The organism is Shinella pollutisoli, from assembly GCF_024609765.1.
GTDB lineage: Bacteria > Pseudomonadota > Alphaproteobacteria > Rhizobiales > Rhizobiaceae > Shinella > Shinella pollutisoli.
In genome coordinates, this window is sequence record NZ_JANFDG010000037.1 from 17,284 (window position 1) to 44,263 (window position 26,980).

The 26,980-nt window shown below is 68.0% G+C and carries 24 protein-coding genes; 21 read left to right on the plus strand and 3 right to left on the minus strand.

The window, feature by feature from the left end; translation table 11 throughout:
- Positions 1-39 precede the first annotated feature (39 nt).
- Positions 40-915 carry a l-ornithine N(alpha)-acyltransferase gene (olsB, locus tag NNZ72_RS22865; protein WP_257317993.1) on the plus strand — a complete coding sequence of 292 codons (876 nt, stop codon included), beginning with the start codon at positions 40-42 and terminating at the stop codon, positions 913-915.
- Between the two features lie 97 nt (positions 916-1,012).
- Here olsB and NNZ72_RS22870 read toward each other — a convergent pair whose 3' ends face one another.
- A complete protein-coding gene (locus tag NNZ72_RS22870; RefSeq protein ID WP_257317994.1) occupies positions 1,013-3,298 on the minus strand; it encodes an NADP-dependent malic enzyme in 2,286 nt (761 codons plus the stop codon).
- Positions 3,299-3,413: 115 nt separating this feature from the next.
- Here NNZ72_RS22870 and mutS point away from each other — a divergent pair, with 115 nt between their 5' ends.
- From mutS to trmB, 18 genes are all read left to right on the plus strand, one after another.
- A complete protein-coding gene (mutS, locus tag NNZ72_RS22875) occupies positions 3,414-6,146 on the plus strand; it encodes a DNA mismatch repair protein MutS (RefSeq protein WP_257317995.1) in 2,733 nt (910 codons plus the stop codon).
- A 222-nt stretch (positions 6,147-6,368) separates the two neighbouring features.
- Entirely contained in the window at positions 6,369-9,215 is a 2,847-nt protein-coding gene (locus tag NNZ72_RS22880) for a [protein-PII] uridylyltransferase (protein ID WP_257317996.1), read from the plus strand.
- Positions 9,212-10,783, plus strand: coding sequence for a murein biosynthesis integral membrane protein MurJ (gene murJ / locus NNZ72_RS22885; protein ID WP_257317997.1), 1,572 nt, complete (start codon positions 9,212-9,214; stop codon positions 10,781-10,783). The genes NNZ72_RS22880 and murJ overlap by 4 nt, the downstream gene beginning before the upstream one ends.
- A gap of 61 nt (positions 10,784-10,844) precedes the next feature.
- On the plus strand, positions 10,845-11,912 hold the full coding sequence (gene trpS / locus NNZ72_RS22890) for a tryptophan--tRNA ligase (protein ID WP_257317998.1): 1,068 nt from the start codon (positions 10,845-10,847) through the stop codon (positions 11,910-11,912).
- An 84-nt stretch (positions 11,913-11,996) separates the two neighbouring features.
- The gene (locus NNZ72_RS22895; RefSeq protein WP_257317999.1) at positions 11,997-12,488 is read left to right on the plus strand and encodes a universal stress protein; all 492 of its coding nucleotides are present in this window, start codon (positions 11,997-11,999) and stop codon (positions 12,486-12,488) included.
- Positions 12,489-12,599: 111 nt separating this feature from the next.
- Positions 12,600-13,169, plus strand: coding sequence for a NifU family protein (locus NNZ72_RS22900; RefSeq protein ID WP_257318000.1), 570 nt, complete (start codon positions 12,600-12,602; stop codon positions 13,167-13,169).
- Between the two features lie 7 nt (positions 13,170-13,176).
- On the plus strand, positions 13,177-13,824 hold the full coding sequence (tsaB, locus tag NNZ72_RS22905) for a tRNA (adenosine(37)-N6)-threonylcarbamoyltransferase complex dimerization subunit type 1 TsaB (protein WP_257318001.1): 648 nt from the start codon (positions 13,177-13,179) through the stop codon (positions 13,822-13,824).
- 7 nt (positions 13,825-13,831) lie between these two features.
- The gene (locus NNZ72_RS22910) at positions 13,832-14,326 is read left to right on the plus strand and encodes a GNAT family N-acetyltransferase (RefSeq protein ID WP_257318002.1); all 495 of its coding nucleotides are present in this window, start codon (positions 13,832-13,834) and stop codon (positions 14,324-14,326) included.
- Positions 14,327-14,377: 51 nt separating this feature from the next.
- Positions 14,378-14,806, plus strand: coding sequence for a Fur family transcriptional regulator (locus tag NNZ72_RS22915; RefSeq protein ID WP_257318003.1), 429 nt, complete (start codon positions 14,378-14,380; stop codon positions 14,804-14,806).
- Positions 14,807-14,984: 178 nt separating this feature from the next.
- Positions 14,985-15,773: a lyso-ornithine lipid O-acyltransferase gene (gene olsA, locus NNZ72_RS22920; RefSeq protein ID WP_257318004.1), complete on the plus strand. Its 789-nt coding sequence runs from the start codon at positions 14,985-14,987 to the stop codon at positions 15,771-15,773.
- Between the two features lie 142 nt (positions 15,774-15,915).
- Positions 15,916-17,283, plus strand: a complete 1,368-nt coding sequence (miaB, locus tag NNZ72_RS22925; RefSeq protein ID WP_257318005.1) for a tRNA (N6-isopentenyl adenosine(37)-C2)-methylthiotransferase MiaB — start codon at positions 15,916-15,918, stop codon at positions 17,281-17,283.
- A 27-nt stretch (positions 17,284-17,310) separates the two neighbouring features.
- On the plus strand, positions 17,311-18,366 hold the full coding sequence (locus tag NNZ72_RS22930) for a PhoH family protein (protein ID WP_257318006.1): 1,056 nt from the start codon (positions 17,311-17,313) through the stop codon (positions 18,364-18,366).
- Entirely contained in the window at positions 18,363-18,869 is a 507-nt protein-coding gene (gene ybeY, locus NNZ72_RS22935) for an rRNA maturation RNase YbeY (RefSeq protein ID WP_257318019.1), read from the plus strand. Before NNZ72_RS22930 ends, ybeY begins: the two co-directional genes overlap by 4 nt.
- A gap of 29 nt (positions 18,870-18,898) precedes the next feature.
- Positions 18,899-20,035 (plus strand): hemolysin family protein, encoded by a 1,137-nt coding sequence (locus NNZ72_RS22940; protein WP_257318007.1) that lies wholly within the window; start codon positions 18,899-18,901, stop codon positions 20,033-20,035.
- A gap of 175 nt (positions 20,036-20,210) precedes the next feature.
- On the plus strand, positions 20,211-21,797 hold the full coding sequence (gene lnt, locus NNZ72_RS22945; RefSeq protein ID WP_257318008.1) for an apolipoprotein N-acyltransferase: 1,587 nt from the start codon (positions 20,211-20,213) through the stop codon (positions 21,795-21,797).
- 80 nt (positions 21,798-21,877) lie between these two features.
- A complete protein-coding gene (locus tag NNZ72_RS22950) occupies positions 21,878-22,303 on the plus strand; it encodes a helix-turn-helix domain-containing protein (protein WP_257318009.1) in 426 nt (141 codons plus the stop codon).
- Positions 22,304-22,496: 193 nt separating this feature from the next.
- On the plus strand, positions 22,497-23,735 hold the full coding sequence (gene metK, locus NNZ72_RS22955) for a methionine adenosyltransferase (protein WP_257318010.1): 1,239 nt from the start codon (positions 22,497-22,499) through the stop codon (positions 23,733-23,735).
- A gap of 7 nt (positions 23,736-23,742) precedes the next feature.
- Positions 23,743-24,444, plus strand: a complete 702-nt coding sequence (gene trmB / locus NNZ72_RS22960) for a tRNA (guanosine(46)-N7)-methyltransferase TrmB (RefSeq protein WP_257318011.1) — start codon at positions 23,743-23,745, stop codon at positions 24,442-24,444.
- Positions 24,445-24,465: 21 nt separating this feature from the next.
- On the opposite strand, the gene NNZ72_RS22965 is transcribed toward trmB, so the two are convergent.
- Positions 24,466-24,723, minus strand: coding sequence for a BQ00720 family protein (locus NNZ72_RS22965; protein WP_257318012.1), 258 nt, complete (start codon positions 24,721-24,723; stop codon positions 24,466-24,468).
- A 135-nt stretch (positions 24,724-24,858) separates the two neighbouring features.
- Complete coding sequence (locus NNZ72_RS22970) at positions 24,859-25,290, minus strand: Hsp20 family protein (protein WP_257318013.1); 432 nt, start codon at positions 25,288-25,290, stop codon at positions 24,859-24,861.
- A 181-nt stretch (positions 25,291-25,471) separates the two neighbouring features.
- On the opposite strand from NNZ72_RS22970, the gene NNZ72_RS22975 reads away from it, so the two are divergent.
- Together NNZ72_RS22975 and NNZ72_RS22980 are read left to right on the plus strand one after the other, a co-directional pair.
- The gene (locus tag NNZ72_RS22975; RefSeq protein ID WP_257318014.1) at positions 25,472-26,416 is read left to right on the plus strand and encodes a nucleoside hydrolase; all 945 of its coding nucleotides are present in this window, start codon (positions 25,472-25,474) and stop codon (positions 26,414-26,416) included.
- A gap of 4 nt (positions 26,417-26,420) precedes the next feature.
- A complete protein-coding gene (locus tag NNZ72_RS22980) occupies positions 26,421-26,792 on the plus strand; it encodes a hypothetical protein (RefSeq protein WP_257318015.1) in 372 nt (123 codons plus the stop codon).
- Positions 26,793-26,980: the final 188 nt, after the last annotated feature.

Sequence of the window (26,980 nt, forward strand, 5' to 3'; positions counted from 1 at the left end):
GCTTAAAGGCAGCCAGTTCTGCCATCGGGAGATCGCGACATGACGCTCGACCTCGCCCACCCCCATCCCGTCGCTCCGGCGGATATCGCCCCCAGGACCGCAACGCGCCCGGTGACCGACGCGCTCGGACGCATCGGCAACCTCGAGACGCGGCTCGCCCGCTCGCCCGCCGAGAGCGACGCGGCGCAGGCGGTGCGCTACCGCGTCTTCGCCGAGGAGATGAACGCGCGCCTTTCGCCCGATGCGGTGCGCCGCAAGCGCGACACCGACGCCTGGGACATGGTCTGCGACCATCTGCTGGTGCTCGACACCGCGATCGCCGGCGACGCCGAGGAGCAGATCGTCGGCACCTACCGGCTGCTCCGGCAGGAGGTCGCCGCGGTTTCCGGCGGCTTCTACTCGCAGTCGGAATTCGACGTCGACGCGCTCGTCGCCCGCCATCCCGGCAAGCGCTTCATGGAGCTCGGCCGCTCCTGCGTGCTGCCGGAATACCGCACCCGCCGCACGGTTGAGCTGTTGTGGCAGGGCTGCTGGGCCTATGCGCTGAAGCACGGCGCCGACGTGATGTTCGGCTGCGCCTCCTTCCCCGGCGCGATCCCCGAGGAGCATGCGCTGGCGCTCTCCTTCCTGCATCACAACGTGCGGGCGAAGGACGAATGGAGCGTCGCCGCCCTGCCGGAATTCCACCGCACCATGGACCTGATGCCGGTGGAGGCGATCGACGCGAAGCGGGCGCTCGCCGCCATGCCGCCGCTCGTCAAGGGCTACCTGCGCCTCGGCGCCTCGATCGGCAGCGGCGCGGTGGTCGACCACGCCTTCGGCACGACGGACGTGCTGATCGTGCTGCCCATCGGCCGCATATCCGGCCGCTACATCAACTACTACGGCGCCGACGCCGGCCGCTTCTCGAGCTGATATTGTAGCGAATAGGGAGTAGCGAATAGAACAGGATAGGCGCAATCCTATTCGCTATTCGCTATTCGCTATTCGCTATTCGCTATTCGCCTACCGCCTAAACCCCGGCATTGTACGCGGCGAGCGCCGCCATGTTGACGATGTCGCTGTCCTTGGCGCCCATCGAGACGATCTGCACCGACTTGTCGAGGCCCACGAGCAGCGGGCCGATCACCGTCGAGCCGCCGAGCTCCTGCAGCATCTTCGTCGAGATCGAGGCCGAGTGGAAGGCCGGCATGACGAGCACGTTGCCCGGCTCCGACAGGCGGCAGAACGGATATTGCTCCATGATGCGCGGATTGAGCGCCACGTCCGCCGCCATCTCGCCGTCGTACTCGAAGTCGACGCGGCGCCGGTCGAGGATGTTGACCGCCTCCTTGACCCGCTCGGAGCGTTCGCCGGAGGGATGGCCGAAGGTGGAATAGGCGAGCATCGCCACGCGCGGCTCGTAGCCGAGGCGGCGGGCGAGCCCGGCGGCCTCCACGGCGATGTCGGCGAGCTCCTCCGAGGTCGGCATGTCATGCACGGCGGTGTCGGCGACGAGCACGGCGCGGCCGCGGCAGAGCGCCAGCGACGCGCCGATGACGCGGTGGCCGGGCTTGGCGTCGATGCAGCGCCGCACGTCCTCCAGCGCCGTCGAGTAATTGCGCGTCAGCCCCGTCACCATCGCGTCCGCGTCGCCGAGCGCCACCATGCAGGCGGCGAAATGGTTGCGGTCGTTGTGGATCAGGCGCTGGGCGTCTCGGTAGAGGTAGCCCTTCCGCTGCAGCCGCGCATAGAGATAGTCGATATAGGCGTCGTTGCGCGTCGAGATGCGGGCATTGAGCAGCTCGATGCCCGGCCGGTCGAGATCGATGCCGGCGCGCTCGGCGACCTCGCGCATCCGGTCGTCGCGGCCGACGAGGATCGCCGTGCCGAGCTGCTGGTTGGCGTAGGAGACGGCGGCACGCATCATCTGCTCCTCCTCGCCCTCGGCGAAGACGACGCGCTTCGGATGGCGGCGCACCCGGGCGTAGATCTGCTGCAGCGTCGAGGCGATCGGGTCGCGCCTTGCCTTGAGGTCGCGCGCATAGGCGTCGAGATCGGGAATGTGCTTGCGCGCGACGCCCGTCTCCATCGCCGCCTTGGCCACGGCGACCGGGATCGCCGAGATGAGGCGCGGGTCGAAGGGCACGGGAATGATATATTGCGGCCCGAAGCGCGGGCGCACACCCTGGTAGGCGGCCGCCACGTCGTCCGGCACGTCCTGCTTGGCGAGGCTCGCCAGCGCCTCGGCCGCGGCGATCTTCATCGCGTCGTTGATGGTGGAGGCGCGCACGTCGAGCGCGCCGCGGAAGATGTAGGGGAAACCGAGAACGTTGTTGACCTGGTTCGGATAGTCCGAGCGCCCCGTCGCGACGATCGCGTCGTCGCGGATGCGGGTGACCTCCTCCGGCGTGATCTCCGGGTCCGGGTTCGCCATCGCGAAGATGATCGGCCGCGGCGCCATCGAGCGCACCATCTCCTCCGTCAGCGCCCCCTTGGCCGAGAGCCCGAAGAAGACGTCGGCCCCGTCGAGCGCTTCCGCGAGCGAGCGCCGGTCGGTCTTGACGGCATGCGCCGACTTCCACTGGTTCATGCCCTCCTCGCGGCCCTGGTAGATCACGCCCTTGGTGTCGCAGAGGATGACGTTGTCGGGGGCGAAGCCCATCGACTTGATGAGCTCGATGCAGGCGATGGCCGCGGCACCCGCGCCGTTGCAGACGAGCTTCGTCGTCTTGAAGTCGCGGCCCGTCAGCGCCAGCGCGTTGATGAGGCCGGCCGCCGCGATGATCGCCGTGCCGTGCTGGTCGTCATGGAAGACGGGGATGTCCATCAGCTCGCGCAGGCGGCTTTCGATGATGAAACAGTCCGGTGCCTTGATGTCCTCGAGGTTGATGCCGCCGAAGGAGGGGCCGAGGTAGCGCACGCAGTTGACGAACTCGTCGACATTCTCGGTGTCGACCTCGAGGTCGATGGAATCGACGTCGGCGAAGCGCTTGAAGAGGACGGACTTGCCTTCCATCACCGGCTTGGAGGCGAGCGCGCCGAGATTGCCCAGACCGAGGATGGCGGTGCCGTTGGAGATGACGGCGACCATGTTGCCGCGCGTCGTGTAGTCGTAGGCGAGCCCCGGATCCTCGGCGATCGCCTTCACCGGCACGGCGACGCCGGGCGAATAGGCGAGCGACAGGTCGCGCTGCGTCGCCATCGGCTTGGTCGGCGTTATCTCCAGCTTGCCGGGACGGCCGGAGGCGTGGAAATCCAGCGCTTCGCTGTCCGTGACGCTCGCCCGCTGGCGATCGGATTTGGCGGTTTCCGGCATGAACTCCCCCTTGATACTCCTGTGGGCGATGTGCCCACATCCTCCCTTGGCTGTTGTTTTCTATAGCGGTGCACGGCTAGGGTGGCACCTGTTTTTTTGGAAGAACTGTCTCTCCGTGAACGATCCGATCGCCCGCCCCAACGATGTCCTGTCGACGGCCGAGCTCGCCAGCGGCGAGAGCCGCGCATCGGCCACGCCGATGATGGAACAGTATATCGAGATCAAGGCCGCCAATCCGGACAGCCTGCTGTTCTACCGCATGGGCGATTTCTACGAGCTGTTCTTCGAGGACGCCGTCGACGCCTCGCGCGCGCTCGGCATCACGCTGACGAAGCGCGGCCAGCACATGGGCCTCGACATCCCCATGTGCGGCGTGCCGGTGCACGCCGCCGACGACTACCTGCAGAAGCTGATCGCGCTCGGCTTCCGGGTCGCCGTCTGCGAGCAGGTCGAGGACCCGGCCGAGGCGAAGAAGCGCGGCTCGAAATCGGTGGTGCGCCGCGACGTGGTGCGGCTCGTCACCCCCGGCACGCTGACGGAGGAAAAGCTCCTCTCGCCCTCCGACGCCAATTATCTCATGGCCGTGGCGCGCATCCGCGGCGGGGCGGAGCCGGCGATGGCGCTCGCCTGGATCGACATCTCCACCGGCATCTTCCGCCTGTCGGAGACGACGCAGACGCGGCTTTTGGCCGACGTCCTGCGCGTCGAGCCGCGCGAGCTGATCGTGCCGGACACGCTGTTCCACGATCCCGAGTTCCGCCCGGCCCTCGACGTGCTCGGCCGCGTGGCCGTGCCGCAGCCGGCGGTGCTCTTCGACAGCGCCACGGCGGAGAACCGCATCGCCCGCTATTTCGGCGTCTCGACGCTCGATGGCTTCGGCACCTTCTCGCGCGCCGAGCTGGCCGCCGCGTCTGCCGCCGTCGCCTATGTGGAGAAGACGCAGATCGCCGAGCGCCCGCCGCTTGGCCGGCCGGAGCGCGAGAGTGCCGCCTCCACGCTCTTCATCGATCCGGCGACGCGGGCCAATCTCGAACTGGTGCGCACGCTCTCCGGCGAGCGCGGCGGCACGCTGCTCAAGGCCATCGACCGTACGGTGACGAGCGGCGGCGCGCGGCTTCTCGCCGAGCGGCTGATGTCGCCGCTGACCGATCCGGACGCGATCAACACGCGGCTCGATTCCGTCGCCGTTCTCGCCGACCGGCCGGCCTTCGCCGAGGACCTGCGCGTCCTGCTGAAGCGGCTGCCCGACATGCCGCGCGCGCTTTCGCGGCTGGCGCTCGGCCGCGGCGGCCCGCGCGATCTCGGCGCCATCTTCCAGGGTCTCTCGACGGCGGCGGAGATCGCCCGGCGGATGGCGGCAGAGGACCTCGGCGGCGAGCTCGCCGAGGCGCGCGCGGCGATCGCCGCCCTGCCGGTCGACCTCTCGCACAGGCTCGCCGTGCAGCTCGCCGACGAACTGCCGCTCCTCAAGCGCGACGGCGGCTTCATCCGCGAGGGCGCCGACGGCGAGCTCGACGAGATGCGGGCGCTGCGCGACCAGTCGCGCCGGGTGATCGCCGGCCTGCAGCTGCAATATGCCGAGGAGACCGGCGTCAGGTCGCTGAAGATCAAGCACAACAACGTGCTCGGCTATTTCATCGAGGTCTCCGCCGGCAATGCCGGCGCCCTGACCGAGGGCGAGGCGGCCAAGGCCCGCTTCATCCACCGCCAGACCATGGCGGGCGCCATGCGCTTCACGACGACGGTGCTCTCCGAGCTGGAGACGAAGATCGCCAACGCCGCCGACCGGGCGCTCGCCATCGAGCTTGCCGCCTTCGAGACGCTGACGACCGCCGTGGTGGCGGAGGCCGAGGCGATCAAGGCGGCGGCCCGGGCGCTCGCGGTGGTCGACGTCTCCGCCGGGCTTGCGGTGCTCGCCGAGGAACAGGCCTGGAGCCGGCCGGTCGTCGATCGCTCGAAGATGTTCTGCATCGTCGGCGGCCGTCATCCCGTCGTGGAGCAGGCGCTGCGCCGCCAGCAGGCGGCCGCCTTCGTCGCCAACGGCTGCGATCTCTCCCCCGTCGACGGCAAGGGCGACGGGGCGATCTGGCTCTTGACCGGCCCGAACATGGGCGGCAAGTCGACCTTCCTGCGCCAGAACGCGCTGATCGCCATCCTCGCGCAGATGGGGGCCTACGTGCCGGCCGAGAGCGCCCATATCGGCATCGTCGACCGGCTGTTCTCCCGCGTCGGCGCCTCGGACGATCTCGCCCGCGGCCGCTCGACCTTCATGGTCGAGATGGTCGAGACGGCGGCGATCCTCAACCAGGCGACCGACCGCTCGCTGGTCATTCTGGATGAAATCGGCCGGGGGACGGCGACCTTCGACGGCCTCTCCATCGCTTGGGCAGCCGTCGAGCACCTGCACGAGGCGAACCGCTGCCGCGGCCTCTTCGCCACCCATTTCCACGAGCTGACGGTGCTCTCGGAAAAGCTCGGCCGGCTTTCCAACGCCACGATGCGCGTCAAGGAATGGGACGGCGAGGTGATCTTCCTGCACGAGGTCGGGCCGGGTGCGGCCGACCGCTCCTACGGCATCCAGGTGGCGCGGCTCGCGGGCCTGCCGCCCTCGGTCGTGGCGCGGGCGAAGGACGTGCTGGCGAAGCTGGAGGACGCCGACCGCAAGAACCCGGCAAGCCAGCTCATCGACGACCTGCCGCTGTTCCAGGTGGCCGTCCGCCGCGAGGAGCTGCAGCGCTCGACGGCGCCCTCGAAGGTCGAGGAGATGTTAAAGGGTCTCAACCCCGACGACATGACGCCGCGCGAGGCGCTGGAGGCGCTCTATGCGCTGAAGCGGGAGCTTTCGTAAGACTATCCCCCCTCTGCCCTGCCGGGCATCTCCCCCACAAGAGGGGAGATCGGCAGGAGGCAAGCACCCTGCTCCAAATGCGCCGTTTGCGATGGACGAAGAGGGTGCTCCATCCAATCTCGCCCCTTGTGGGGGAGATGCCCGGCAGGGCAGAGGGGGGTATCAGCACGACGGCATGCCGCCCACTGTCCTCTCCCCGCAAAACCGTCTATACGGGCGACGATGGAAAAGACGCTGACGGCACCGGCCGACTCGGGCCTTCTCGACGTGGCGGCGCTGCGCGCCCGCTGCGAGTTCATCGCCAGCACCAATGCGGACTATCGCGATCGGATGCGCCGCGAGCTGCTTGCCGCCTTCAAGCAGGCCAACGCCGCCGGCCGCGAGCGGGCGAAGGCGCTGCTCTTCGCCGACGGCAGCGGCCTGCAATGCGCCGCGCGCATCTCCTGGCTGCAGGACCAGCTGATCTCCGTCCTGCACGATTTCGCGCTGAATCACGTCTTCTCCGCCGGCCACGCGGCCCCCGCCCAGCACATCACCGTGACCGCCGTCGGCGGCTACGGGCGCGGCACGCTGGCGCCGGGCTCCGACATCGACCTGCTCTTCCTCCTGCCGGCGAAGCCCGCGCCATGGTCGACGCCGGCGATCGAGTTCATGCTCTATCTCCTGTGGGACATGGGCTTCAAGGTCGGCCACGCGACGCGCACGGTCGAGGAATGCATCGTGCTCTCCAAGGGCGACATGACGATCCGCACGGCGATCCTGGAGGCGCGTTACGTCTGCGGCTCCGGGACGCTGTTCGACGAGCTGAACGCGCGCTTCGATCGCGAGATCGTCCGCAACACCGGCCCCGAATTCATCGCCGCCAAGCTCGCCGAGCGCGACGAGCGCCACCGCAAGGCCGGCGACACGCGCTACCTGGTCGAGCCCAACGTCAAGGAAGGCAAGGGCGGCCTTCGCGACCTGCACACGCTGTTCTGGATCGCCAAGTATTTCTACCGCGTGCGCGACCCGGCCGAGCTGGTGAAGCTCGGCGTCCTGTCGCGCAACGAATACAAGCTGTTCCAGAAGGCGGAGGATTTCCTCTGGGCGGTGCGCTGCCACATGCATTTCCTCACGGGCAAGGCCGAGGAGCGGCTCTCCTTCGATATCCAGCGCGAGATCGCCGAGGCGCTCGGCTACCAGCCGCATCCGGGCCTTTCGGCCGTCGAGCGCTTCATGAAGCACTATTTCCTCGTGGCGAAGGACGTGGGCGATCTCACCCGCATCTTCTGCGCCACGCTGGAGGACCAGCACGCCAAGGAGGCGCCCGGCCTCGGCGCCGTCATCATCAGCCGCTTCACCCGCCGCAGCCGCAAGATCGCCGGCACGCTCGATTTTCTCGAGGACCGCGGCCGCATCACCGTCGCCGACCCGGAGGTCTTCCGCCGCGATCCGGTGAACCTCATCCGCCTGTTCCACATCGCCGACATCAACAAGCTGGAGTTCCATCCGGACGCGCTGAAGCTCGTCACCCGCTCGCTGAAGCTCGTCAACCACGCGCTGCGCGAGGACGAGGAGGCGAACCGGCTGTTCCTGTCGATCCTGACCTCGCCGCGCGATCCGGCACTCATCCTGCGCCGCATGAACGAGGCCGGCGTGCTCGGCCGCTTCATCCCCGATTTCGGCAAGATCGTCGCGATGATGCAGTTCAACATGTACCACCACTATACGGTGGACGAGCACCTGATCCGCTCCGTCGGCGTGCTCTCCGGCATCGACCAGGGCCGCGAGAAGGAGGCCCATCCGCTGACCTTCCAGCTCATGCCGGGGCTGGAGGACAAGGTGCCGCTCTACGTGGCGGTGCTGCTGCACGACATCGCCAAGGGCCGGCCGGAGGATCATTCGGTGGCCGGTGCGAAGGTCGCGCGAAAACTCTGCCCGCGCTTCGGGCTGACGCCGAAGCAGACGGAGCTGGTCGTCTGGCTGATCGAGGAGCACCTGACCATGTCGATGGTCGCCCAGACCCGCGACCTCAACGACCGCAAGACGATCCTCGACTTCGCCGAGAAGGTGCAGTCGATGGAGCGGCTGAAGATGCTCTTGATCCTCACCGTCTGCGACATCCGCGCCGTCGGCCCCGGCGTCTGGAACGGCTGGAAGGGCCAGCTGCTGCGCACGCTCTACTACGAAACGGAGCTGGTGATCTCCGGCGGCTTCTCCGAGCTGTCGCGCAGCGAGCGGGCGAAGGCCGCCCGCGAGACGCTCGCCGAGGCGCTCGCCGACTGGAGCCAGAAGGACCGCAAGACCTACACGCGGCTCCACTACGATCCCTATCTGCTGACGGTGCCGCTGGAGGACCAGGTGCGCCATGCCGGCTTCATCCGCGAGGCGGACAAGGCGAAGCAGGCGCTCGCCACCATGGTGCGCACCCATTCCTTCCATGCCATCACCGAGATCACCGTGCTCTCGCCCGACCATCCGCGGCTGCTGACGGTGATCGCCGGCGCCTGTGCGGCGGCCGGCGCCAACATCGTCGACGCGCAGATCTTCACCACCTCGGACGGCCGCGCGCTCGACACGATCCTCGTCAACCGCGAGTTCCCGGACGACGCCGACGAGATGCGCCGTGCGGCGACGATCGGCAAGATGATCGAGGACGTGCTCTCCGGCCGCAAGCGCCTGCCGGAGGTGATCGCCACGCGCGCGAGGAACCGCAGGCGCAGCCGCGCCTTCACCGTGCCGCCGGCCGTCACCATCTCCAACGGGCTGTCGAACAAGTTCACCGTCATCGAGATCGAGTGCCTCGACCGCCCGGGCCTGCTCTCCGAGGTGACGGCGGTGCTCTCCGACCTCTCGCTCGACATCGCCTCGGCGCACATCACCACCTTCGGCGAGAAGGTCATCGACACCTTCTACGTCACCGACCTCGTCGGCCAGAAGATCACCAACGAGAACCGGCAGGGCAACATCGTCGCCCGCCTCAAGGCCGTGATGGCCGACGAGGCGGACGATGCCCGCGACCGCATGCCGTCCGGCATGATCGCGCCGGCTGCCATTCCCCAGCAGAAAAGGGCAAAGGCCGAACAATGAGCCTGGTGAAGAAATTCGCGACCGTCGGCGGCGCGACGCTTGGCAGCCGCGTGCTCGGCTTCGCCCGCGAGACGCTGATGGCTGCGGCGCTGGGCACCGGCCCGATGGCCGACGCCTTCTATGCCGCCTTTCGCTTCCCGAACCTCTTCCGCCGGCTCTTCGCCGAGGGTGCGTTCAACGCCGCCTTCGTGCCGCTCTTCGCCAAGGAGATCGAGGCGGGCGGCATCGACGGGGCGAAGCGTTTTTCCGAAGAGGTCTTCGGTGTCCTCTTCACGGTGCTGCTGCTACTGACGATCGCCATGGAGCTCTCCATGCCGCTGATCGTCGCCTGGGTCATTGCGCCGGGCTTCGTCGACGATGCGGAGAAGTTCGACGTGACGGTGAAGCTCGCCGTCGTCATGTTCCCCTATCTCATGTGCATGTCGCTGACGGCGATGCTGTCGGGCATGCTGAACTCGCTGCACCATTATTTCGCCGCCGCCGTCGCCCCCGTCTTCCTCAACATGGTGCTGATCGGCGCGCTCGGTTATGCGCTCTGGCAGGGCGCCTCGCCGCTCGAGACGGCCTGGTATCTCTCCTGGGGCGTGCTCGCCGCCGGCCTCCTGCAGATGGCGGTGCTCTATGCCGGGGTGCGCCATGCCGGCATGCGGATCGGCCTTCGCCGGCCGCGCATGACGGAGAACGTCAAGCGCCTGCTGTGGCTCGCGCTGCCCGCCGCCGTCACCGGCGGCATTACCCAGATCAACCAGCTGATCGGCCAGATGATCGCCTCCACCAAGGACGGGGCGATCTCGGCGCTGCAATATGCCGACCGGGTCTATCAGCTGCCGCTCGGCGTCGTCGGCATCGCCGTCGGCGTCGTGCTTTTGCCGGAGCTTGCCCGTGCGCTGAAGGCCGGCCACGAGCGCGAGGCCGGCAACCTGCAGAACCGCTCGATGGAATTCGTGCTGTTCCTGACGCTGCCGGCGGCGGGTGCGCTCTGGGTCATCTCCGACGAGATCGTCCGCGTGCTCTACGAGCGCGGCGCCTTCGGCGTCGAGACGACGGCGGTGGTGGCCGGCACGCTCGCCATCTACGGCCTCGGCCTGCCTGGCTTCGTGATGATCAAGGCGCTGAACCCCGGCTTCTTCGCCCGCGAGGACACGAAGACGCCGATGCGCATCACGCTCGCCTCGGTCGTCGTCAACTGCGTGCTCGCCGTCTCGCTCTTCCCGCTCTTCCACGAGCGAGGCATCGCCACGGCGGAAGCCGTTTCCGGCTGGCTGACGGCGCTCGCCCTCTTCGTCACGCTGGTCAGGCGCGGCCACTGGCCGCTCGAACGGGCGCTCGCCTTCCGTATCCTGCGTCTCCTCGCCGCCACCGTGGTCATGGCCGTCGCGCTGGAATATGCCTCGGGCTTCCTCTCCGACCGGCTGGCGTCCACCGCCTCGCTCTACGAGCAGGTCGGCGCGCTCGGCCTCCTCGTCGTCTTCGCGATGATCGTCTATTTCTCCGTCGCCTTCCTCATCGGCGGCGCCGATCTCGGCATGATCCGCCGCAACCTGAAGCGCGGCCGCAACGCCTCTTGATCCCCATCGGCGCGCCGTGCATAAGCGCGCCAGACCCCTTTTACACGGACGACAGACCGCCATGAGCGCATTCAAGCCCCTCGTCTTCTCCGGCGTGCAGCCGACCGGCAACCTCCACCTCGGCAACTATCTCGGCGCCATCCGCAAGTTCGTGGCGCTGCAGGACGAGCATGACTGCATCTACTGCGTCGTCGACCTGCACGCGATCACCGCGCAGCTCGTCCATGACGACATGCGAAGCCAGATACGCTCGATCGCCGCCGCCTTCATCGCCTCCGGCATCGATCCAAAGAAGCACATCGTCTTCAACCAGTCCGCCGTGCCGCAGCACGCCGAGCTCGCCTGGATCTTCAACTGCGTCGCCCGCATCGGCTGGATGGAGCGCATGACCCAGTTCAAGGACAAGGCGAGCGGCAAGAACGCCGAGCAGGTCTCGCTCGGCCTCCTCGCCTATCCGAGCCTAATGGCCGCCGACATCCTCGTCTACCGGGCCACCCACGTGCCGGTCGGCGACGACCAGAAGCAGCACCTGGAGCTCACCCGCGACATCGCCCAGAAGTTCAACATCGACTTCGGCGACCATATCCGCCGCACCGGCTTGGGGCTCGACATCGTCGTCGGCGAGGAGCCGGTGCACGCCTATTTCCCGATGGTCGAGCCGCTGATCGGTGGGCCAGCGCCGCGCGTCATGAGCCTGCGCGACGGCACCAAGAAGATGTCGAAGTCGGACGCCTCCGACCTCTCGCGCATCAACCTCCTCGATGACGCCGACACGATCTCGAAGAAGATCCGCAAGGCCAAGACCGATCCGGACGCGCTGCCCAGCGAGGTGGACGGCCTGAAGGGCCGGCCCGAGGCGGAGAACCTTGTCGGCATCTACGCCGCGCTCTCCGACAGGACGAAGGCCGACGTGCTTTCCGAGTTCGGCGGCCAGCAGTTCTCCGTCTTTAAGCCGGCGCTAGTGGACCTTGCGGTCAACGTGCTCTCGCCGATCACCGGCGAGATGCGCCGCCTGATGGACGACACGACCCACATCGACGCCATCCTGCGCGACGGCGGCGAAAGGGCGCGGGCCAGGGCGGAGAAAACCATGCAGGAAGTCCGCGACATCATCGGTTTTCTACAGTAAGGTCGCCGCAAAAAGCTCCGGAGCAATTCCAGCAAAGTGTGTAGCGGTTTTGCGTCCGGAATTGCGTGAGACAAAGGAGGCCGTATGGTTTCTCGCCGACTTTCCCGCCTTGAGGGGCATCGCCGCAAATTCCTGGCCGTCATCGACGACACGCCGGAATGCCAGCGGGCGGTGCGCTATGCGGGAAGCCGGGCGAAAAATTCCAACGGCGCCGTCGTGCTGCTCTACGTGATCGCCAACGGCGACTTCCAGCAATGGCTGGGCGTCGAGGAGATCATGCGGGCGGAGGCGCGCGAGGAGGCGGAGGCCGTGCTCGCCAAGGCCGCGCAGGCATTGCGCGAGTCGGTCGGCATCGAGCCGGAGACCGTCATCCGCGAGGGCGTGGCGAGCGAGGAGATCAACGGGCTGATCGAGGACGACCGCGACATCGCCATCCTCGTGCTCGCCGCGGGCTCCTCCAAGGAGGGGCCGGGGCCGCTCGTCTCGTCGCTCGCGACCCGCACGCAGGCCTTCCCGATCCCGGTGACGGTGATCCCGGAAACGCTCACCGACGAGGAGATCGACGCGCTGAGCTAGGGCAAAAGCGCGGCGCGACGGTCTTGAAGGCAAGCCCGGAAAGGCTTATCTTCTTTTGAATTATTCTAAATGCCCTGGCCGACGAGAATGCCCGGCCGCATGGAGAGAAAGATGTTCATCCAGACAGAAGCGACGCCGAACCCGTCGACCCTAAAGTTCCTGCCGGGCAAGGTCGTGCTGGAGCACGGCACCGCCGAGTTCCGCGACGAGACCGAGGCGCTCGCCGCCTCGCCGCTCGCCGCCCGCCTCTTTTCCATCCCGGGCGTCACCGGCGTCTTCCTCGGCTACGATTTCATCACCGTCACCAAGGACGGCGCGGACTGGCAGCACATGAAGCCGGCGATCCTCGGCAACATCATGGAGCATTTCATGTCCGGCCAGCCGATCATGGCGAGCGGGGCGATGACGGACGACGACGATCACGAGGGCGAGTTCTTCGACGAGGGCGACGAGACGATCGTCGCGACGATCAAGGAGCTGCTCGACACGCGCGTGCGTCCGGCCGTCGCCCAGGACGGCGGCGACATCACCTTCAAGGGGTTCCGCGACGGCGTCGTCTATCTCAACATGAAGGGCGCCTGCTCCGGCTGCCCGTCCTCGACGGCGACGCTGAAGCACGGCGTGCAGAACCTGCTCCGCCATTTCGTGCCGGAAGTGCAGGAAGTCGAAGCCGTCATGTGATGCCGGCATGCGCGTCCTTGCGATCGACACCTCGGGCAGCGGCTGCCGCGCGGCCCTCTACGATGCGGAAACGGACAGCGTGCTCGGCGAGGCCGGCGCCGAGATCGGCCGCGGCCATGCCGAACGGCTGATGGACTTCATCGACGCCGCGCTTGTTGCCGCGGGATGCGACCTCGCCGACATAGGCCGCATCGCCGTCACCGTCGGCCCCGGTTCCTTCACCGGCATCCGCGTCGGCGTCGCCACGGCGCGCGGGCTGGCGCTCGCGCTCGGCATCCCGGCCGTGGGCGTGACGACACTTTCGGCGCTCGCTGCGGCCCGCACCAGGGACAAGCCTCTGCTGGTCGTCATGGACGCCCGGCGCGGCGAGGTCTATTGCCAGTCCTTTGCCGCCGGCGGCGCGGCGCTTTCCGACCCCGCCCTCCTCTCCGTCGACGACGCGCGGGCGCTCGCCGTCCGCCATGACGGCGACATCGCCGGTTCGGCTGCGGCGATGCTGCGCGAAGGCGCCATGCCGGAGACGGACGCGGTCGACGTCGCCGCTGTCGCCCGCCTCGGCGCCGCCCTCGATCCGGAGGTGCACCGGCCGAAGCCGCTCTATCTGCGCGGCCCCGACGCCAAGCCGCAGGCCGGCTTCGCGATCCGGAGGGCCTGAGGCCGCCATGTCCTTCGTGGACTATTTCACCCGAAAGCCGGCCTTCGACATCTTCCCGCTCGAGACGGACGACGCGGGCCTCGCCGCGGCCCTGCATCGCGGCCGCTTCGCCCGGCCGTGGAACGACGGCGAGTTCCACGCGCTCCTGTCGCAGGAGCCGGTCTTCGGCTTCCTCGCGCTGCGCGAGGGCATGCTGTCGCGCACCGCCGGCGGCTTCGTGCTGGCGCGCGCGGCGGCGGGCGAGGCGGAGATCCTGTCGATCGCCGTCGATCCGCAGCACGAGCGCGCCGGCCTCGGCTGGCGACTGATGCTGGCTGCGCTGCGCGAGGCGAAGATGCGCGGCGCCGAGCATGTCTTCCTGGAGGTGGACGAGGGCAACGTGCCGGCCCGCCGCCTCTACGAGAAGCTCGGCTTCGGCAGGGTCGGCGAGCGCAAGGCCTACTATGCCGGTGCGGACGGCAGCCGGTCCACGGCGCTTGTCATGCGGCTTGATCTTCGCTAGTTGCCCCTGCTAGGTCCCTTCGGGGGGCTGAACGCAACGAGGGCCGGTCGCATGGCGGATGTCGAGAAAACGCTGGAAGAGCTCTGCGTCGAGCGCGGCATGCGCATGACCGAGCAGCGCCGCATCATCGCCCGCGTGCTGGAGAGCTCCGCCGACCATCCGGACGTGGAGGAACTCTACCGCCGCTCCGCGCAGGTCGATTCGCGCATCTCCATCTCCACGGTCTACCGCACGGTGAAGCTGTTCGAGGACGCCGGTATCATCGAGCGCCACGACTTCCGCGACGGCCGCTCGCGCTACGAGACCGTGCCCGAGGAGCACCACGACCACCTGATCGACCTCAAGACCGGCACGGTGATCGAGTTCCATTCCCCCGAGATCGAGGCTTTGCAGGAGCGCATCGCCCGCGAGCACGGTTTCCGGCTGGTCGACCACCGTCTGGAGCTTTATGGGGTGCCGCTGAAGAAGGGCGAGGAGTGAGGTCGCACCCCCCTCTGCCCTGCCGGGCATCTCCCCCTCAAGGGGGGAGATTGGATGGGGGGCCGTTTCGCACATCTCCAGCGTTGCTGTTTGAGCGGGGTTTCCACGCCTTGCCGATCTCCCCCCTTGAGTGGGAGATGCCCGGCAGGGCAGAGGGGGGTAAAAGGGGCAGGGGCGCATGATCGCCTGGCTGCGCATCGCCTTGGCGGTCCTGGTTGTGGCGGCGGCGACCGTCGTGCTCCTGCCGTTCCAGCTCGTGGCGCTGCGCTTCGACCTGAAGCTGCGCCGCCATATCCCGCGGCTCTGGCATCGCGTCGCCTGCCGCATGATCGGCCTCAAGGTGACGGTGCACGGCGTGCCGGAGAAGAGCCGTCCGCTGCTGATCGCCGCCAACCACGCCTCCTGGAAGGACATCCTCGCGCTCGGCTCCGTCGTCGACGTCGCCTATGTGGCGAAGGCGGAGGTGCGCGGCTGGCCGGTCTTCGGCACGCTTGCCAAGCTGCAGGCGACGATCTTCGTCGATCGCGGCGAGAAGCGGAAAGCCGGCGACCAGGCGGACGAGATCGCCCAACGGCTCGCCGGCGGTGAGATCGTCGTGCTCTTCCCGGAGGGCACGACCTCGGACGGCAACCGGCTCATGGAGATAAAGACTTCGCTCTTCGGCGCGGCCGCCTCCGCCGTGCCGCATGCGCCGGAGGGCGTGGTGCATATCCAGCCAGTCGCAATCGCCTATACCGGCATCCACGGCATGGCGATGGGCCGCTATCACCGGCCGATCGCCGCCTGGCCGGGTGACGTCACGCTGCTGCCCCATCTCCTCGGCGCGCTGCGCGAGGGGGCGGTCGACGTGGAGATCGATTTCGGCGAGCGGATCGAGTACCGCGCCGGCAGCAACCGCAAGGCCGTCGCCCGCGAGGTGGAGGCGCGGCTGCGCGCCATGCTGATCTCGCGCCTGCGCGGCCGGTGAAAAGGCTTCATTTTCCCGGCTTTTTCCACTAGAGCAATTCCAGCAAAAGTGCGCAGCGGTTTTGCGTCCGGAATTGCGAAGAACAAAAGGATGGAGCCTATCCGCGGTTCGGAGAACGCGGATACGCTCTGAGAAAGCCGGCATGAGCGAACAGGTCACCCCCGTCAACACCCGCAAGGTCTTCGTCAAGACCTACGGCTGCCAGATGAACGTCTACGACAGCGAGCGCATGACCGACGCGCTGTCGAAGGACGGCTACGTGGCGACGGACGTGCTGGAGGACGCCGACCTCGTGCTCCTCAACACCTGCCACATCCGCGAGAAGGCGGCGGAGAAGGTCTATTCCGAGCTCGGCCGGCTGCGCGAGATGAAGAAGGACCGGGCGAGGGACGGCCGCGAGCTGACGATCGGCGTCACCGGCTGCGTGGCGCAGGCGGAGGGCAAGGAGATCCTGCGCCGCGCGCCCGCCGTCGACCTCGTCATCGGCCCGCAGACCTATCACCGCCTGCCCGAGGCGCTCAGGCGTGCCAAGGGCGGCGAGCGCGTGGTCGAGACGGACTATGCGCTGGAAGACAAGTTCGAGCACCTGCCCGCGCCGGATCGGGCGCGGACCCGCGCGCGCGGCGTCACCGCCTTCCTGACGGTGCAGGAGGGCTGCGACAAGTTCTGCACCTTCTGCGTCGTGCCCTATACGCGGGGCGCCGAGGTTTCCCGCCCCGTGGCGCAGATCGTCGCCGAGGCGGAGAAGCTCGCCGAGGCCGGCGTGCGCGAGGTGACGCTGCTCGGTCAGAACGTCAATGCCTGGCACGGCGCAGGCCCCGACGGCGCCGAATGGGGCCTCGGCGACCTGCTCCACCGCCTCTCGGAAATAGAGGGCCTGGCGCGGCTGCGCTACACGACCAGCCATCCGCGCGACATGGACGAGCGGCTGATCGCGGCCCATCGCGACCTGCCGAAGCTGATGCCCTACCTGCACCTGCCCGTGCAGTCCGGTTCCGACCGGATCCTCAAGGCGATGAACCGCCGCCATACGGCCGCGGAATATGTCGCGCTGATCGAACGCATCCGCGCCGTCCAGCCGGACCTCGCCATTTCCGGCGACTTCATCGTCGGCTTTCCCGGCGAGACGGACGAGGATTTCGAGGCGACGATGCGGCTCGTCGAGACGGTCTTCTATGCGCAGGCCTTCTCCTTCAAATATTCGATCCGCCCCGGCACGCCGGGCGCCGAGATGGACGGCCACGTCGCCGAGGAGGTCAAGGCCGAGCGGCTCGAACGGCTGCAGGCGCTGCTCTTCAGCCAGCAGCGCGCCTTCGCCGCCCGCTGCATCGGCCGCGAGATCGACCTGCTGCTGGAAAAGCCCGGCCGCATGCCCGGCCAGCTCGTCGGCCGCTCGCCCTGGCTGCAGCCTGTGAATATTGATGCAAAAGGTTCTGAAATCGGTGACATTATCCGGGTACGAATCACCGACGCCGGGCCCAACAGCCTCTTTGCCGAGGCCATCGGCTGAGGACCGGGCCAAAGGAGCCCTGACCGCTTGAACGGACACGAATTGACGACGTCATCGCCGCGCCAGTCGAAGAGCCAAACGACAGACGCAAATCACTTCGTGCTGACCTTCGAGAACAATCGATACGCAAGCGAGCTCTTCGGCCAGTTCGACCAGCACCTGAAGCTCATCGAGCAGCGCCTCGGCATCGACGCGCGGGCGCGCGGCAATTCCGTCGCGATCACCGGCGACGTGGTGGCGACCAACCAGGCCCGCCGCGCGCTCGACTATCTCTATGGCCGTCTGCAGGGCGGCGGCTCGGTCGAGCTTTCCGATGTCGAGGGCGCGATCCGCATGGCGATCGCGGCCGACGACCAGCTCTCGCTGCCGACCATGGAGCGCAAGGCCAAGCTCACCATGGCGCAGATCTCCACGCGCAAGAAGACGATCGTCGCCCGCACGCCGACGCAGGACGCCTATATCCGCGCGCTGGAACGGGCCGAGCTCGTCTTCGGCGTCGGCCCGGCCGGCACCGGCAAGACCTATCTCGCCGTGGCGCACGCCGCCCAGCTCCTCGAGCGCGGCGCGGTCGACCGCATCATCCTCTCGCGCCCGGCCGTGGAAGCCGGCGAACGCCTCGGCTTCCTGCCGGGCGACATGAAGGAGAAGGTCGATCCGTATCTGCGCCCGCTCTACGACGCGCTCTACGACATGATGCCGGGCGACAAGGTGGAGCGCGCCATCACCGCCGGCGTCATCGAGATCGCGCCGCTCGCCTTCATGCGCGGCCGGACGCTCGCGAATGCCGCCGTCATCCTCGACGAGGCGCAGAACACGACCTCGATGCAGATGAAGATGTTCCTGACCCGTCTCGGCGAGAACGGGCGGATGATCGTCACCGGCGACCCGAGCCAGGTCGACCTGCCGCGCGGCGTGAAATCGGGTCTTGTTGAGGCCCTGCAGATATTGAGGGGCGTCGAGGGCGTGTCCGTCGTCCGCTTCAAGGACGCCGACGTCGTGCGCCATCCGATGGTGGCGCGGATCGTCCGGGCCTACGAGGCGCAGACGGCCGTCCAGGACGAAAGCGAGCAGGTGGACCGCTGAGCGAGCTCGACATCCAGATCGCGGTGGAGGAGGGGGCCTGGCCCCCGGAGGAGCGCCTGCGCGCGGCAAGCGAGCGCGTGCTTTTCGCCGCCGCCCGTTTCCTAGCCCGCGAGGAAGGCCAGCCCTTTCCGGAAAAAGGCGCCCCGGAAGTCTCGCTCGTCTTCACCAGCGACGAGGACATTCGCTCGATCAATGCCGAGTGGCGTGGGCAGGACAAGCCGACCAACGTGCTCTCCTTCCCGGCCTTCCCGCTGACGCCGGGCAAGGTGCCGGGGCCGATGCTCGGCGACATCATCTTCGCGGAGGAGACGCTTGTCCGCGAGGCGGCCGAGCTCGGCAAGTCCTTCGACGATCACCTCACCCATCTCATGGTGCATGGATTTCTCCACCTCTTCGGCTATGATCACATGGAAGACGGCGAGGCGGAAAAAATGGAAGGGCTCGAGACTCGCATTCTGGCGGAACTCGGCCTATCTGACCCCTATGGGGATGAGCCTGGTTGACAGGCCGGCCCGATTGACAGTTTGGAACGATGAGCGATTTCAGGAACCAGCCGGCGACGGCGGAAAACAACGAGGCGGACGCCTCGGGTGAAAGCGAGGCGGGCAGTAGTAGCAGCGGCCCGCAGAGGCAGGAGAGCGGCAGCGGCGGCCTGTCGTCGTTCCTCTCCCGCGCGGCGCGCTTCTGGCGCATGCCCGACGCCTCCAGCCTTCGCAAGGACCTTGCCGAAGCGTTGATGACGAGCGAGGAGAGCGGCGAGACCGCCTTCTCGCCGGAAGAGCGCGCGATGCTGCACAACATCCTGCGCTTCCGCGAGGTGCGCGTCGAGGACGTGATGGTGCCGCGCGCCGACATCGACGCGGTCGACCAGAGCATCAGCCTCGCCGAGCTGCTCGTCCTCTTCGAGGAATCCGGCCGCTCGCGCATGCCGGTCTATTGCGAGAGCCTCGACGACCCGCGCGGCATGGTCCATATCCGCGACGTGCTCGCCTACGTCACCCGCCAGGCCCGCAACAAGCGCCGCGCCGGCACGAAGAACGGCAACGCCGCCGGCGAGAAGCCCGTCCGCGCGCCGAAGGCGGAGTTCGACCTCGCCCGCGTGGATCTCACGAAGAGCGTGGCGGATGCCGGCATCATCCGCAAGGTCCTGTTCGTGCCGCCGTCGATGCTCGCCGCCGACCTGATGGCGCGCATGCAGGCCGACCGCACGCAGATGGCCCTCGTCATCGACGAATACGGCGGCACCGACGGCCTCGCCTCGCTGGAGGACATCGTCGAGATGGTCGTCGGCGACATCGAGGACGAGCACGACGACGACGAGGCGATGATCACCCGCGTGTCCGACGACGTGTCGATCGCCGACGCGCGCGTCGAGCTGGAGGAGCTCGCCGAGGCGATCGGCCCCGACTTCGACATCCGCGACCAGCTCGAGGACGCCGACACGCTGGGCGGCCTGATCTTCGCCTCGCTCGGCCGCATTCCGGCGCGCGGCGAGGTGGTGCAGGCCGTTCCCGGCTTCGAGTTCCACGTCCTCGACGCCGATCCGCGCCGCGTCAAGCGGGTGCGCGTCACCCGCAAGCGCCCGCACGCCGTGCGCCGCCGCGAGCGCAGGCCCGAGACCGGAGCCGCGGAGGCGGATGCAGCGGCCGGCCAGCCGGCGGAGGATTGACACTCAGCCCCTTGAACCCCACCCCCCTCTGCCCTGCCGGGCAGAGGGGGGTAACGCAGCGCGACATTCACCATGTGCGGCCATCCCGCCCCTCTCCGCAAGGGCAGGACAAGCCGCCGGTTTTTTGAAAGACTGGCGCGGCTGATTCGGGGACATCATCGGGGAAGGGGACGGGATGGAGCAGCTCGCGGGCAAGGTCATGCTGCTGTCCGGCGCAAGGCGGGCAATGGCGGCGCTTCTTGCGGGTCTCATCGGCGTGCTGGCGCTGCCGCCCTTTTCCTTTCCGGCCGCCCTCTTCGTCTCCTTCACCCTGCTCGTCTGGCTGATCGACGGGGCGACCGCCGCGCCGGAGGCGGGGTTCTTCCGGCGGCTCTGGCCCGCCTTCCTGACCGGCTGGCTGTTCGGCTTCGGCTATTTCACCGGCGGTCTCTGGTGGCTCGGCAATGCGCTTCTGGTCGAGGCCGAGGACTATGCCTGGGCCCTGCCGCTCGCCGTCTTCGGCCTGCCGGCCTTCCTCGCGCTCTACTACGGCCTCGCCGCCGCGCTCGCCCGGCTCGTCTGGTCGGACGGCATGGGGCGGATCGCCGCGCTCGCCTTCGCCTTCGGGCTTTGCGAGTGGCTGCGCGGCGTCCTCTTCACCGGCTTTCCCTGGAACGCGGTCGGCTACGGCGCGATGCCGGTGCCGCTCCTCATGCAATCGGCGCGGGTCCTCGGCATCGCCGGCATCAACGCGCTCGCCGTCTTCGTCTTCGCCGCGCCCGCGCTCCTCGGCACGCGCCGCGGCCGGCTGCCGGGTCTCGCGCTCGCCTCGCTGCTGGTCGCGGCCCATGTCGGCTACGGCTTCTACGTGCTCCATGTCACGCCCGCGCCGGAAAACCGGGAAACGGTCATCCGCCTCGTCCAGCCGATGATCGACCAGGCGATGAAGCTCGACGATTCGGCGCGCGCCGAGATCTTTGAACGGCATCTGGCGCTCTCCGCCGCCCCGCCCGTAGAGGGCGGCAAGCGGCCGGACGTCGTCGTCTGGCCGGAGACCTCGATCCCCTTCATCCTCACCGACAATCCGGACGCGCTCACGCGCATCGCCGACGTGCTGGCGGACGACCAGGTGCTGATCGCCGGCGCGGTGCGCACGGAAGGGGCGGGCTCCGGCAAGGGACCGCGCTACTACAACTCGATCTACGTGATCGACGGCAAGGGCCAGATCGCCGCCGCCGCCGACAAGGTCCATCTCGTGCCCTTCGGCGAGTACATGCCCTTCGAGGACGTCTTCACCGATCTCGGCATCGCCGCGGTGGCGGCCATGCCCGGCGGCTTTTCCGGCGCGCGCGAGCACCAGCTCCTGCAGGCCTCGGGCATGAGCTTCTATCCGCTGATCTGCTACGAGGCGATCTTCCCCGCGGAGATCGGGGCCGCGGGCGAAACGGCGACCGCCCTCCTCAACGTCACCAACGACGCCTGGTTCGGCAACACGCCGGGTCCCTACCAGCATTTCCACCAGGCGCGGCTCAGGGCCGTGGAGCGCGGCCTGCCGCTCATCCGCGCCGCCAACAACGGTGTCTCCGCCGTCGTGGATGCCCGCGGGCGCGTCGTCTCGGGCCTCGCCTACGACGTCGCCGGCTATACCGACGCGGTTCTTCCGGGAAGGGTGGACCTCGGCGATCCGGCCCGCCGGCAGGCTTTCTGGTTCTGGCTGGTCACCGCCGGCTTCCTTGTCGTGGGCGTCGTTTCCCGCGTGGCTTTTCCCGGACGGGCGAATTGACCCCCAACCCCTAAAATTGCATAGTGTCGCGCGCCGGGGGCCGGATGGGCGGGGCCAATTCCACACGTTAGGACAAGGTTATGGCTGAAAACAAGAAAAAGCCGAATCCGATCGACATCCACGTCGGCAGCCGCATCCGGCTTCGGCGGACCATGCTCGGCATGAGCCAGGAGAAGCTCGGCGAAAGCCTCGGCATCACCTTCCAGCAGATCCAGAAATACGAGAAGGGCACGAACCGCGTCGGCGCGAGCCGCCTGCAGAACATTTCGAGCATTCTCAACGTGCCGGTCTCCTTCTTCTTCGAGGATGCGCCCGGCGATCGCGCCGACGTGCAGTCGGGGCTGGCGGAAGCCTCCAGCTCCAACTACGTCGTCGATTTCCTGTCCTCTTCCGAGGGCCTCCAGCTCAACCGCGCCTTCGTGAAGATCACCGACCCGAAGGTGCGCCGCAAGCTGGTGGATCTCGTCAAGGCGCTTGCCGCCGAAGCGGAGGCGGAGAGCGAATAGGTCCACCGGACCGGTTCACGGAACGGCGGCCCTCGGGGCCGCTTTTTCGTTTGTGCCGGTGCGTGCGGCAAATTTTTTCCCGCCTATGGTAAGGCGAAGACATAAACATATTCTTATGTCCTTCTGCGCTTGTCTTTCGCCGGTGAACTGACTAACAACAGCGGAGTTCATCTTCATTGAGGGGAATTCCCGCATGCGCAGCAGTTACCTCTTCACCAGCGAATCCGTGTCCGAGGGCCATCCGGACAAGGTGTGCGACCGGATTTCCGACGAGATCGTCGACCTGGTCTATAGGGAGGCGGCGAAGTCGAAGGTCGATCCCTGGTCCGTGCGCATCGCCTGCGAGACGCTGGCGACGACCAACCGCGTCGTCATCGCCGGTGAGGTCCGCCTGCCGCCGAGCCTGATGAAGAAGGACAAGAACGGCAAGGACGTCATCAATCCCGCCCGCTTCAAGGCGGCGGCCCGCAAGGCGATCCGCGAGATCGGCTACGAGCAGGACGGCTTCCACTGGAAGACGGCGAAGATCGACGTGCTGCTGCACTCCCAGTCCGCCGACATCGCCCAAGGCGTCGACAATGCCGCCGACCGCCAGGGCGACGAGGGCGCGGGCGACCAGGGCATCATGTTCGGCTACGCCTGCCGCGAGACCGCCGAGCTGATGCCGGCGCCGCTCTACTACGCGCACCGCATCCTCCAGCTCCTCGCCGCCGCCCGCAAGAAGGGCGAGGGGGACGCCGGCAAGCTCGGTCCCGACGCCAAGAGCCAGGTGACGGTCCGCTATGTCGACGGCAAGCCCGCCGACGTCGCCTCGATCGTGCTCTCCACGCAGCATCTCGATCCGAACTGGGATTCCGCCAAGGTCCGCGCGGTCGTCGAGCCCTATATCCGCGAGGCGCTCGCCGACCTGAAGATCGCCGACGATTGCTCCTGGTACATCAACCCGACCGGCAAGTTCGTCATCGGCGGCCCGGACGGCGACGCGGGGCTGACGGGCCGCAAGATCATCGTCGACACCTATGGCGGTGCCGCGCCGCACGGCGGCGGCGCCTTCTCCGGCAAGGACACGACCAAGGTCGACCGCTCGGCGGCCTATGCCGCGCGCTACCTTGCCAAGAACGTCGTGGCCGCCGGCCTCGCCGACCGCTGCGCGATCCAGCTCGCCTATGCCATCGGCGTCGCCCAGCCGCTGTCGATCTATGTCGACCTGTACGGCACCGGCAAGGTCGGGGAGGATCAGGTGGAAGCGGCGATCCGCAAGGTCATGGATCTTTCGCCTTCCGGCATCCGCCGCCATCTCGACCTCAACAAGCCGATCTACGCGAAGACCTCCGCCTACGGCCATTTCGGCCGCAAGGCCGGCCGCGACGGGTCCTTCTCGTGGGAAAGGCTCGACCTCGTCAAACCGCTCAAGGATGCGTTGAAGAACTGAGGCGCCGATGACCGAAGCCGACCGCCGCAGCCGCGCGACCGAAGCCTTCTTCGGTCGCCGCAAGGGCAAGCCGTTGCGCGAGCGGCAGCTGCATCATCTGGAAACGGTGCTGCCGGCGCTGAAGCTCGATCTCTCGGTTCCGGCGCCGGCGGACCTCGCGTCGCTCTTTCCCGATGCACCGGCGCAGGTCCGGCTGGAGATCGGCTTCGGCGGCGGGGAGCACCTGATCCACCGGGCGCTGGAGACGCCGCGGACGGGCTTCATCGGCGTGGAGCCCTTCGTCAATTCGATGGCGAAGCTGGTGGGGCGAATCGAGGAGACGGGCGTGCGCAACATCCGTCTCTACGACGACGACGCGACGGTGCTCCTGGATTGGCTGCCGGAGGGTTCGCTCGACCGGATCGACCTGCTCTATCCCGACCCGTGGCCGAAGCGGAAGCATTGGAAGCGGCGCTTCGTGTCGAAGGTCAATCTCGACCGTTTCGCGCGGGTGCTGAAGCCGGGCGGGCTGTTTGCCTTCGCGTCCGACATCGACACCTACGTCAACTGGACTCTCGTCCATTGCGCGGCGCATCCCGCCTTCGAGTGGACGGCGGAGAACGCGGCGGACTGGCTGACGCCGTTTGCCGGCTGGCCGGGAACGCGGTACGAGGCGAAGGCACGGCGCGAGGGCCGCGCATCGGCCTATCTCACCTTCCGCCGTCTCTGACGGAAGGCAACGGATGGTCCGTCAGTGCAGGCTGACGGTGCGCAGCTCGTCCTCGGCCGCCTTGTAGAAGGTGCTGGAACGGTTGTCGGTGAGCAGGATCGGCGTGCCGTCGGCGCCGAACAGCGCCCACAGGTCGAGGTTCGGATCGATCTCGGGCGCTTCCGGGAAGCAGCGCGATACCTCTTCCGCCTTCATCTTGCGGATGTAACCGACTTCGCCCGCGCCGAGATGGGCAAGATCGGCCTTCGAAACGGTGGGGGTGGAAGTCTTCAGTCCCATAGTTGCCTCCATGGCAATCGCCGGCGTTCTGCCGGCCACCGCACGCCCGCTGCCACCATGGCCCGTCGGTGCGTCCGGCGATCAGGTTATGCGCGAAACGGTCCGGCGGGTGTTCCCGCAGGAACGGCTCTTGCGCTAGTCTGGTACGGAAATGTTAATTTTCTTTACCATGCGCACGGGCTCCGGCCTGACGAGGTCCACGGACAGGAGCCCGTTGCGAAGCTCCGCGCCCGAGACGTACATGCCCTCGGCAAGCACGAAGGTGCGCTGGAACTGCCGCGCCGCGATGCCGCGGTAGAGATAGTCCCGCTCGCCGCCGTCGACCTGCCGGCCGCGGATCACGAGCTGGTTCTCTTCCGTCGTCACGTCGAGTTCCTCCTCGGAAAAGCCGGCCACGGCCAGCGTGATGCGAAGGCGCTCGGGCGTTCCGGCCTTGCTGTCGGGGCGAAGGCGCTCGATGTTGTAGGGGGGATAGCCGTCATTGCCCTTGGCGATCCGCTCAAGGGTCTTCTCCATGGCATCGAAGCCCAGGAGCATCGGGCTGGTGAAAGGGGTCATGCGCGACATCATCTAGTCCTTGGCTCTCAAGCGACCGTGGCGGGACCCGGATCGGCATCCCGTCCCCGCCAATATGGGGATTGCGGCCCCGGGGCGCAAGACGCTTGCGATTGGTGATTTCGCAAATATAGTCGCCGCTTCGCCCCGCGGTGTGCGGGTGCAACAGTAAGGACGCGTGAACGGAGCGGGCATGGCTGAGCCACGGAAAATCATCATCGACACGGACCCTGGCCAGGACGATGCCGCCGCCATCATGCTGGCGCTCGGGAGCCCGCAGGACCTCGATGTCCTGGGCATCACGACGGTCGCCGGCAACGTGCCGCTGTCGCTCACCTCGCGCAACGCCCGCATCGTGCTGGAGTTCTGCGGCCGCCCGGACGTCAAGGTCTTCGCCGGCGCCGAGAGGCCGATCGCCCGGCCGCTGATCACCGCCGAACACGTGCACGGCCAGACCGGCCTCGACGGGCCCGAGCTGCACGAGCCCGAGATGCCGCTTCAGGACAAGCATGCCGTCGACTTCATCGTCGAGACGCTGCTGCGCGAGCCCGCCGGCACTGTCACGCTCTGCACGCTCGGGCCTCTCACCAACATCGCGCTGGCGCTGGAGAAGGCGCCGGAGATCGGCCCGCGCGTCCGCGAGCTGGTGATGATGGGCGGCGGCTTCTTCGAGGGCGGCAACATCACGCCAGCCGCCGAGTTCAACATCTATGTCGATCCGGAGGCCGCCGCCGCGGTGCTTGCCGCCGGCATCCCGACGGTGATGATGCCCCTCGACGTAACGCACAAGGTGCTGACGCTGAAGCGCCGCGTGGCGCCGCTGAAGGCGATCGGCAGCCGGCCGGCCACCGCCCTCGTCGAGATGCTGGATTTCTTCGAGCGCTTCGACGTGGAGAAATACGGCTCGGACGGCGGCCCGCTGCACGATCCGACCGTGATCGCCTATCTGCTGAAGCCGGAGCTCTTCTCGGGCCGCGACTGCAATGTCGAGGTCGAGACGCGCTCGCCGCTCACCGCGGGCATGACGGTGGTCGACTGGTGGCGGGTGACGGGCCGCCGCCACAATGCCCGCGTCATGCGCGACATCGACGCCGACGGCTTCTTCGCGCTGCTCGCCGAGCGCGTGGCGAGGCTTTAGGGCGATGCGGACGCTGCGCGGCACGCGGGCGCCGGCGGGAGCGGCGGCGCGCTTCCATGCCGAGATGATGGAGCTCTACGACCGTTTCGCCGCCCTCGGCTTCCGCCCCGTCCTGCTGCGCCGCCATGTCGTCTTGAACGGCGGCGTCGCGGCGGCACGCGACCTCGTCTTCAAGCTCGGCACGACCGGCCTCGAGCGGCTGGTCGACCTCGGCAGGCCCGAGCTCTCGATGGAGGCGGCGATGCTGAAGCCGGACTATCGCGCGCTCTTCACCGAGGCGGAGCTGAAGGAAGCCGCCGACCGGCTTGCCGCCGCCGGCCGTTCCCGCTCCCGCTCGCGCGGCCGCCTGCAGGCGACGCCCGCCGTCCGCGGCTGACGCGAACGAAAAAGGCCGGCGCATGCGCCGGCCTTTCCGTTTTCCAGGCGTTTCCGCTCAGAACTCTTCCCAGTCGTCCCGGGCGAGCGCGGTGTTGCCCGCGACCTGCGGCACGGCGCGGCCGGCCGGCGCGGCGGCACGCGGAGCCTCGGCGCGGGCGCGCCGCTGCTGCGGCCGCGCGGCGGGCT

Coding starts and splice junctions, on each gene's coding strand:
- lnt (WP_257318008.1), top strand. CDS start 20,211: ATGGAGCAGCTCGCGGGCAAGGTCATGCTGCTGTCCGGCGCAAGGCGG.
- olsB (WP_257317993.1), top strand. CDS start 40: ATGACGCTCGACCTCGCCCACCCCCATCCCGTCGCTCCGGCGGATATC.
- NNZ72_RS22895 (WP_257317999.1), top strand. CDS start 11,997: ATGGTTTCTCGCCGACTTTCCCGCCTTGAGGGGCATCGCCGCAAATTC.
- NNZ72_RS22900 (WP_257318000.1), top strand. CDS start 12,600: ATGTTCATCCAGACAGAAGCGACGCCGAACCCGTCGACCCTAAAGTTC.
- NNZ72_RS22975 (WP_257318014.1), top strand. CDS start 25,472: ATGGCTGAGCCACGGAAAATCATCATCGACACGGACCCTGGCCAGGAC.
- metK (WP_257318010.1), top strand. CDS start 22,497: ATGCGCAGCAGTTACCTCTTCACCAGCGAATCCGTGTCCGAGGGCCAT.
- NNZ72_RS22970 (WP_257318013.1), bottom strand. CDS start 25,290: ATGTCGCGCATGACCCCTTTCACCAGCCCGATGCTCCTGGGCTTCGAT.
- NNZ72_RS22940 (WP_257318007.1), top strand. CDS start 18,899: ATGAGCGATTTCAGGAACCAGCCGGCGACGGCGGAAAACAACGAGGCG.
- trmB (WP_257318011.1), top strand. CDS start 23,743: ATGACCGAAGCCGACCGCCGCAGCCGCGCGACCGAAGCCTTCTTCGGT.
- NNZ72_RS22870 (WP_257317994.1), bottom strand. CDS start 3,298: ATGCCGGAAACCGCCAAATCCGATCGCCAGCGGGCGAGCGTCACGGAC.
- tsaB (WP_257318001.1), top strand. CDS start 13,177: ATGCGCGTCCTTGCGATCGACACCTCGGGCAGCGGCTGCCGCGCGGCC.
- murJ (WP_257317997.1), top strand. CDS start 9,212: ATGAGCCTGGTGAAGAAATTCGCGACCGTCGGCGGCGCGACGCTTGGC.
- miaB (WP_257318005.1), top strand. CDS start 15,916: ATGAGCGAACAGGTCACCCCCGTCAACACCCGCAAGGTCTTCGTCAAG.
- NNZ72_RS22880 (WP_257317996.1), top strand. CDS start 6,369: ATGGAAAAGACGCTGACGGCACCGGCCGACTCGGGCCTTCTCGACGTG.
- trpS (WP_257317998.1), top strand. CDS start 10,845: ATGAGCGCATTCAAGCCCCTCGTCTTCTCCGGCGTGCAGCCGACCGGC.
- NNZ72_RS22915 (WP_257318003.1), top strand. CDS start 14,378: ATGGCGGATGTCGAGAAAACGCTGGAAGAGCTCTGCGTCGAGCGCGGC.
- olsA (WP_257318004.1), top strand. CDS start 14,985: ATGATCGCCTGGCTGCGCATCGCCTTGGCGGTCCTGGTTGTGGCGGCG.
- NNZ72_RS22950 (WP_257318009.1), top strand. CDS start 21,878: ATGGCTGAAAACAAGAAAAAGCCGAATCCGATCGACATCCACGTCGGC.
- NNZ72_RS22980 (WP_257318015.1), top strand. CDS start 26,421: ATGCGGACGCTGCGCGGCACGCGGGCGCCGGCGGGAGCGGCGGCGCGC.
- NNZ72_RS22910 (WP_257318002.1), top strand. CDS start 13,832: ATGTCCTTCGTGGACTATTTCACCCGAAAGCCGGCCTTCGACATCTTC.
- NNZ72_RS22965 (WP_257318012.1), bottom strand. CDS start 24,723: ATGGGACTGAAGACTTCCACCCCCACCGTTTCGAAGGCCGATCTTGCC.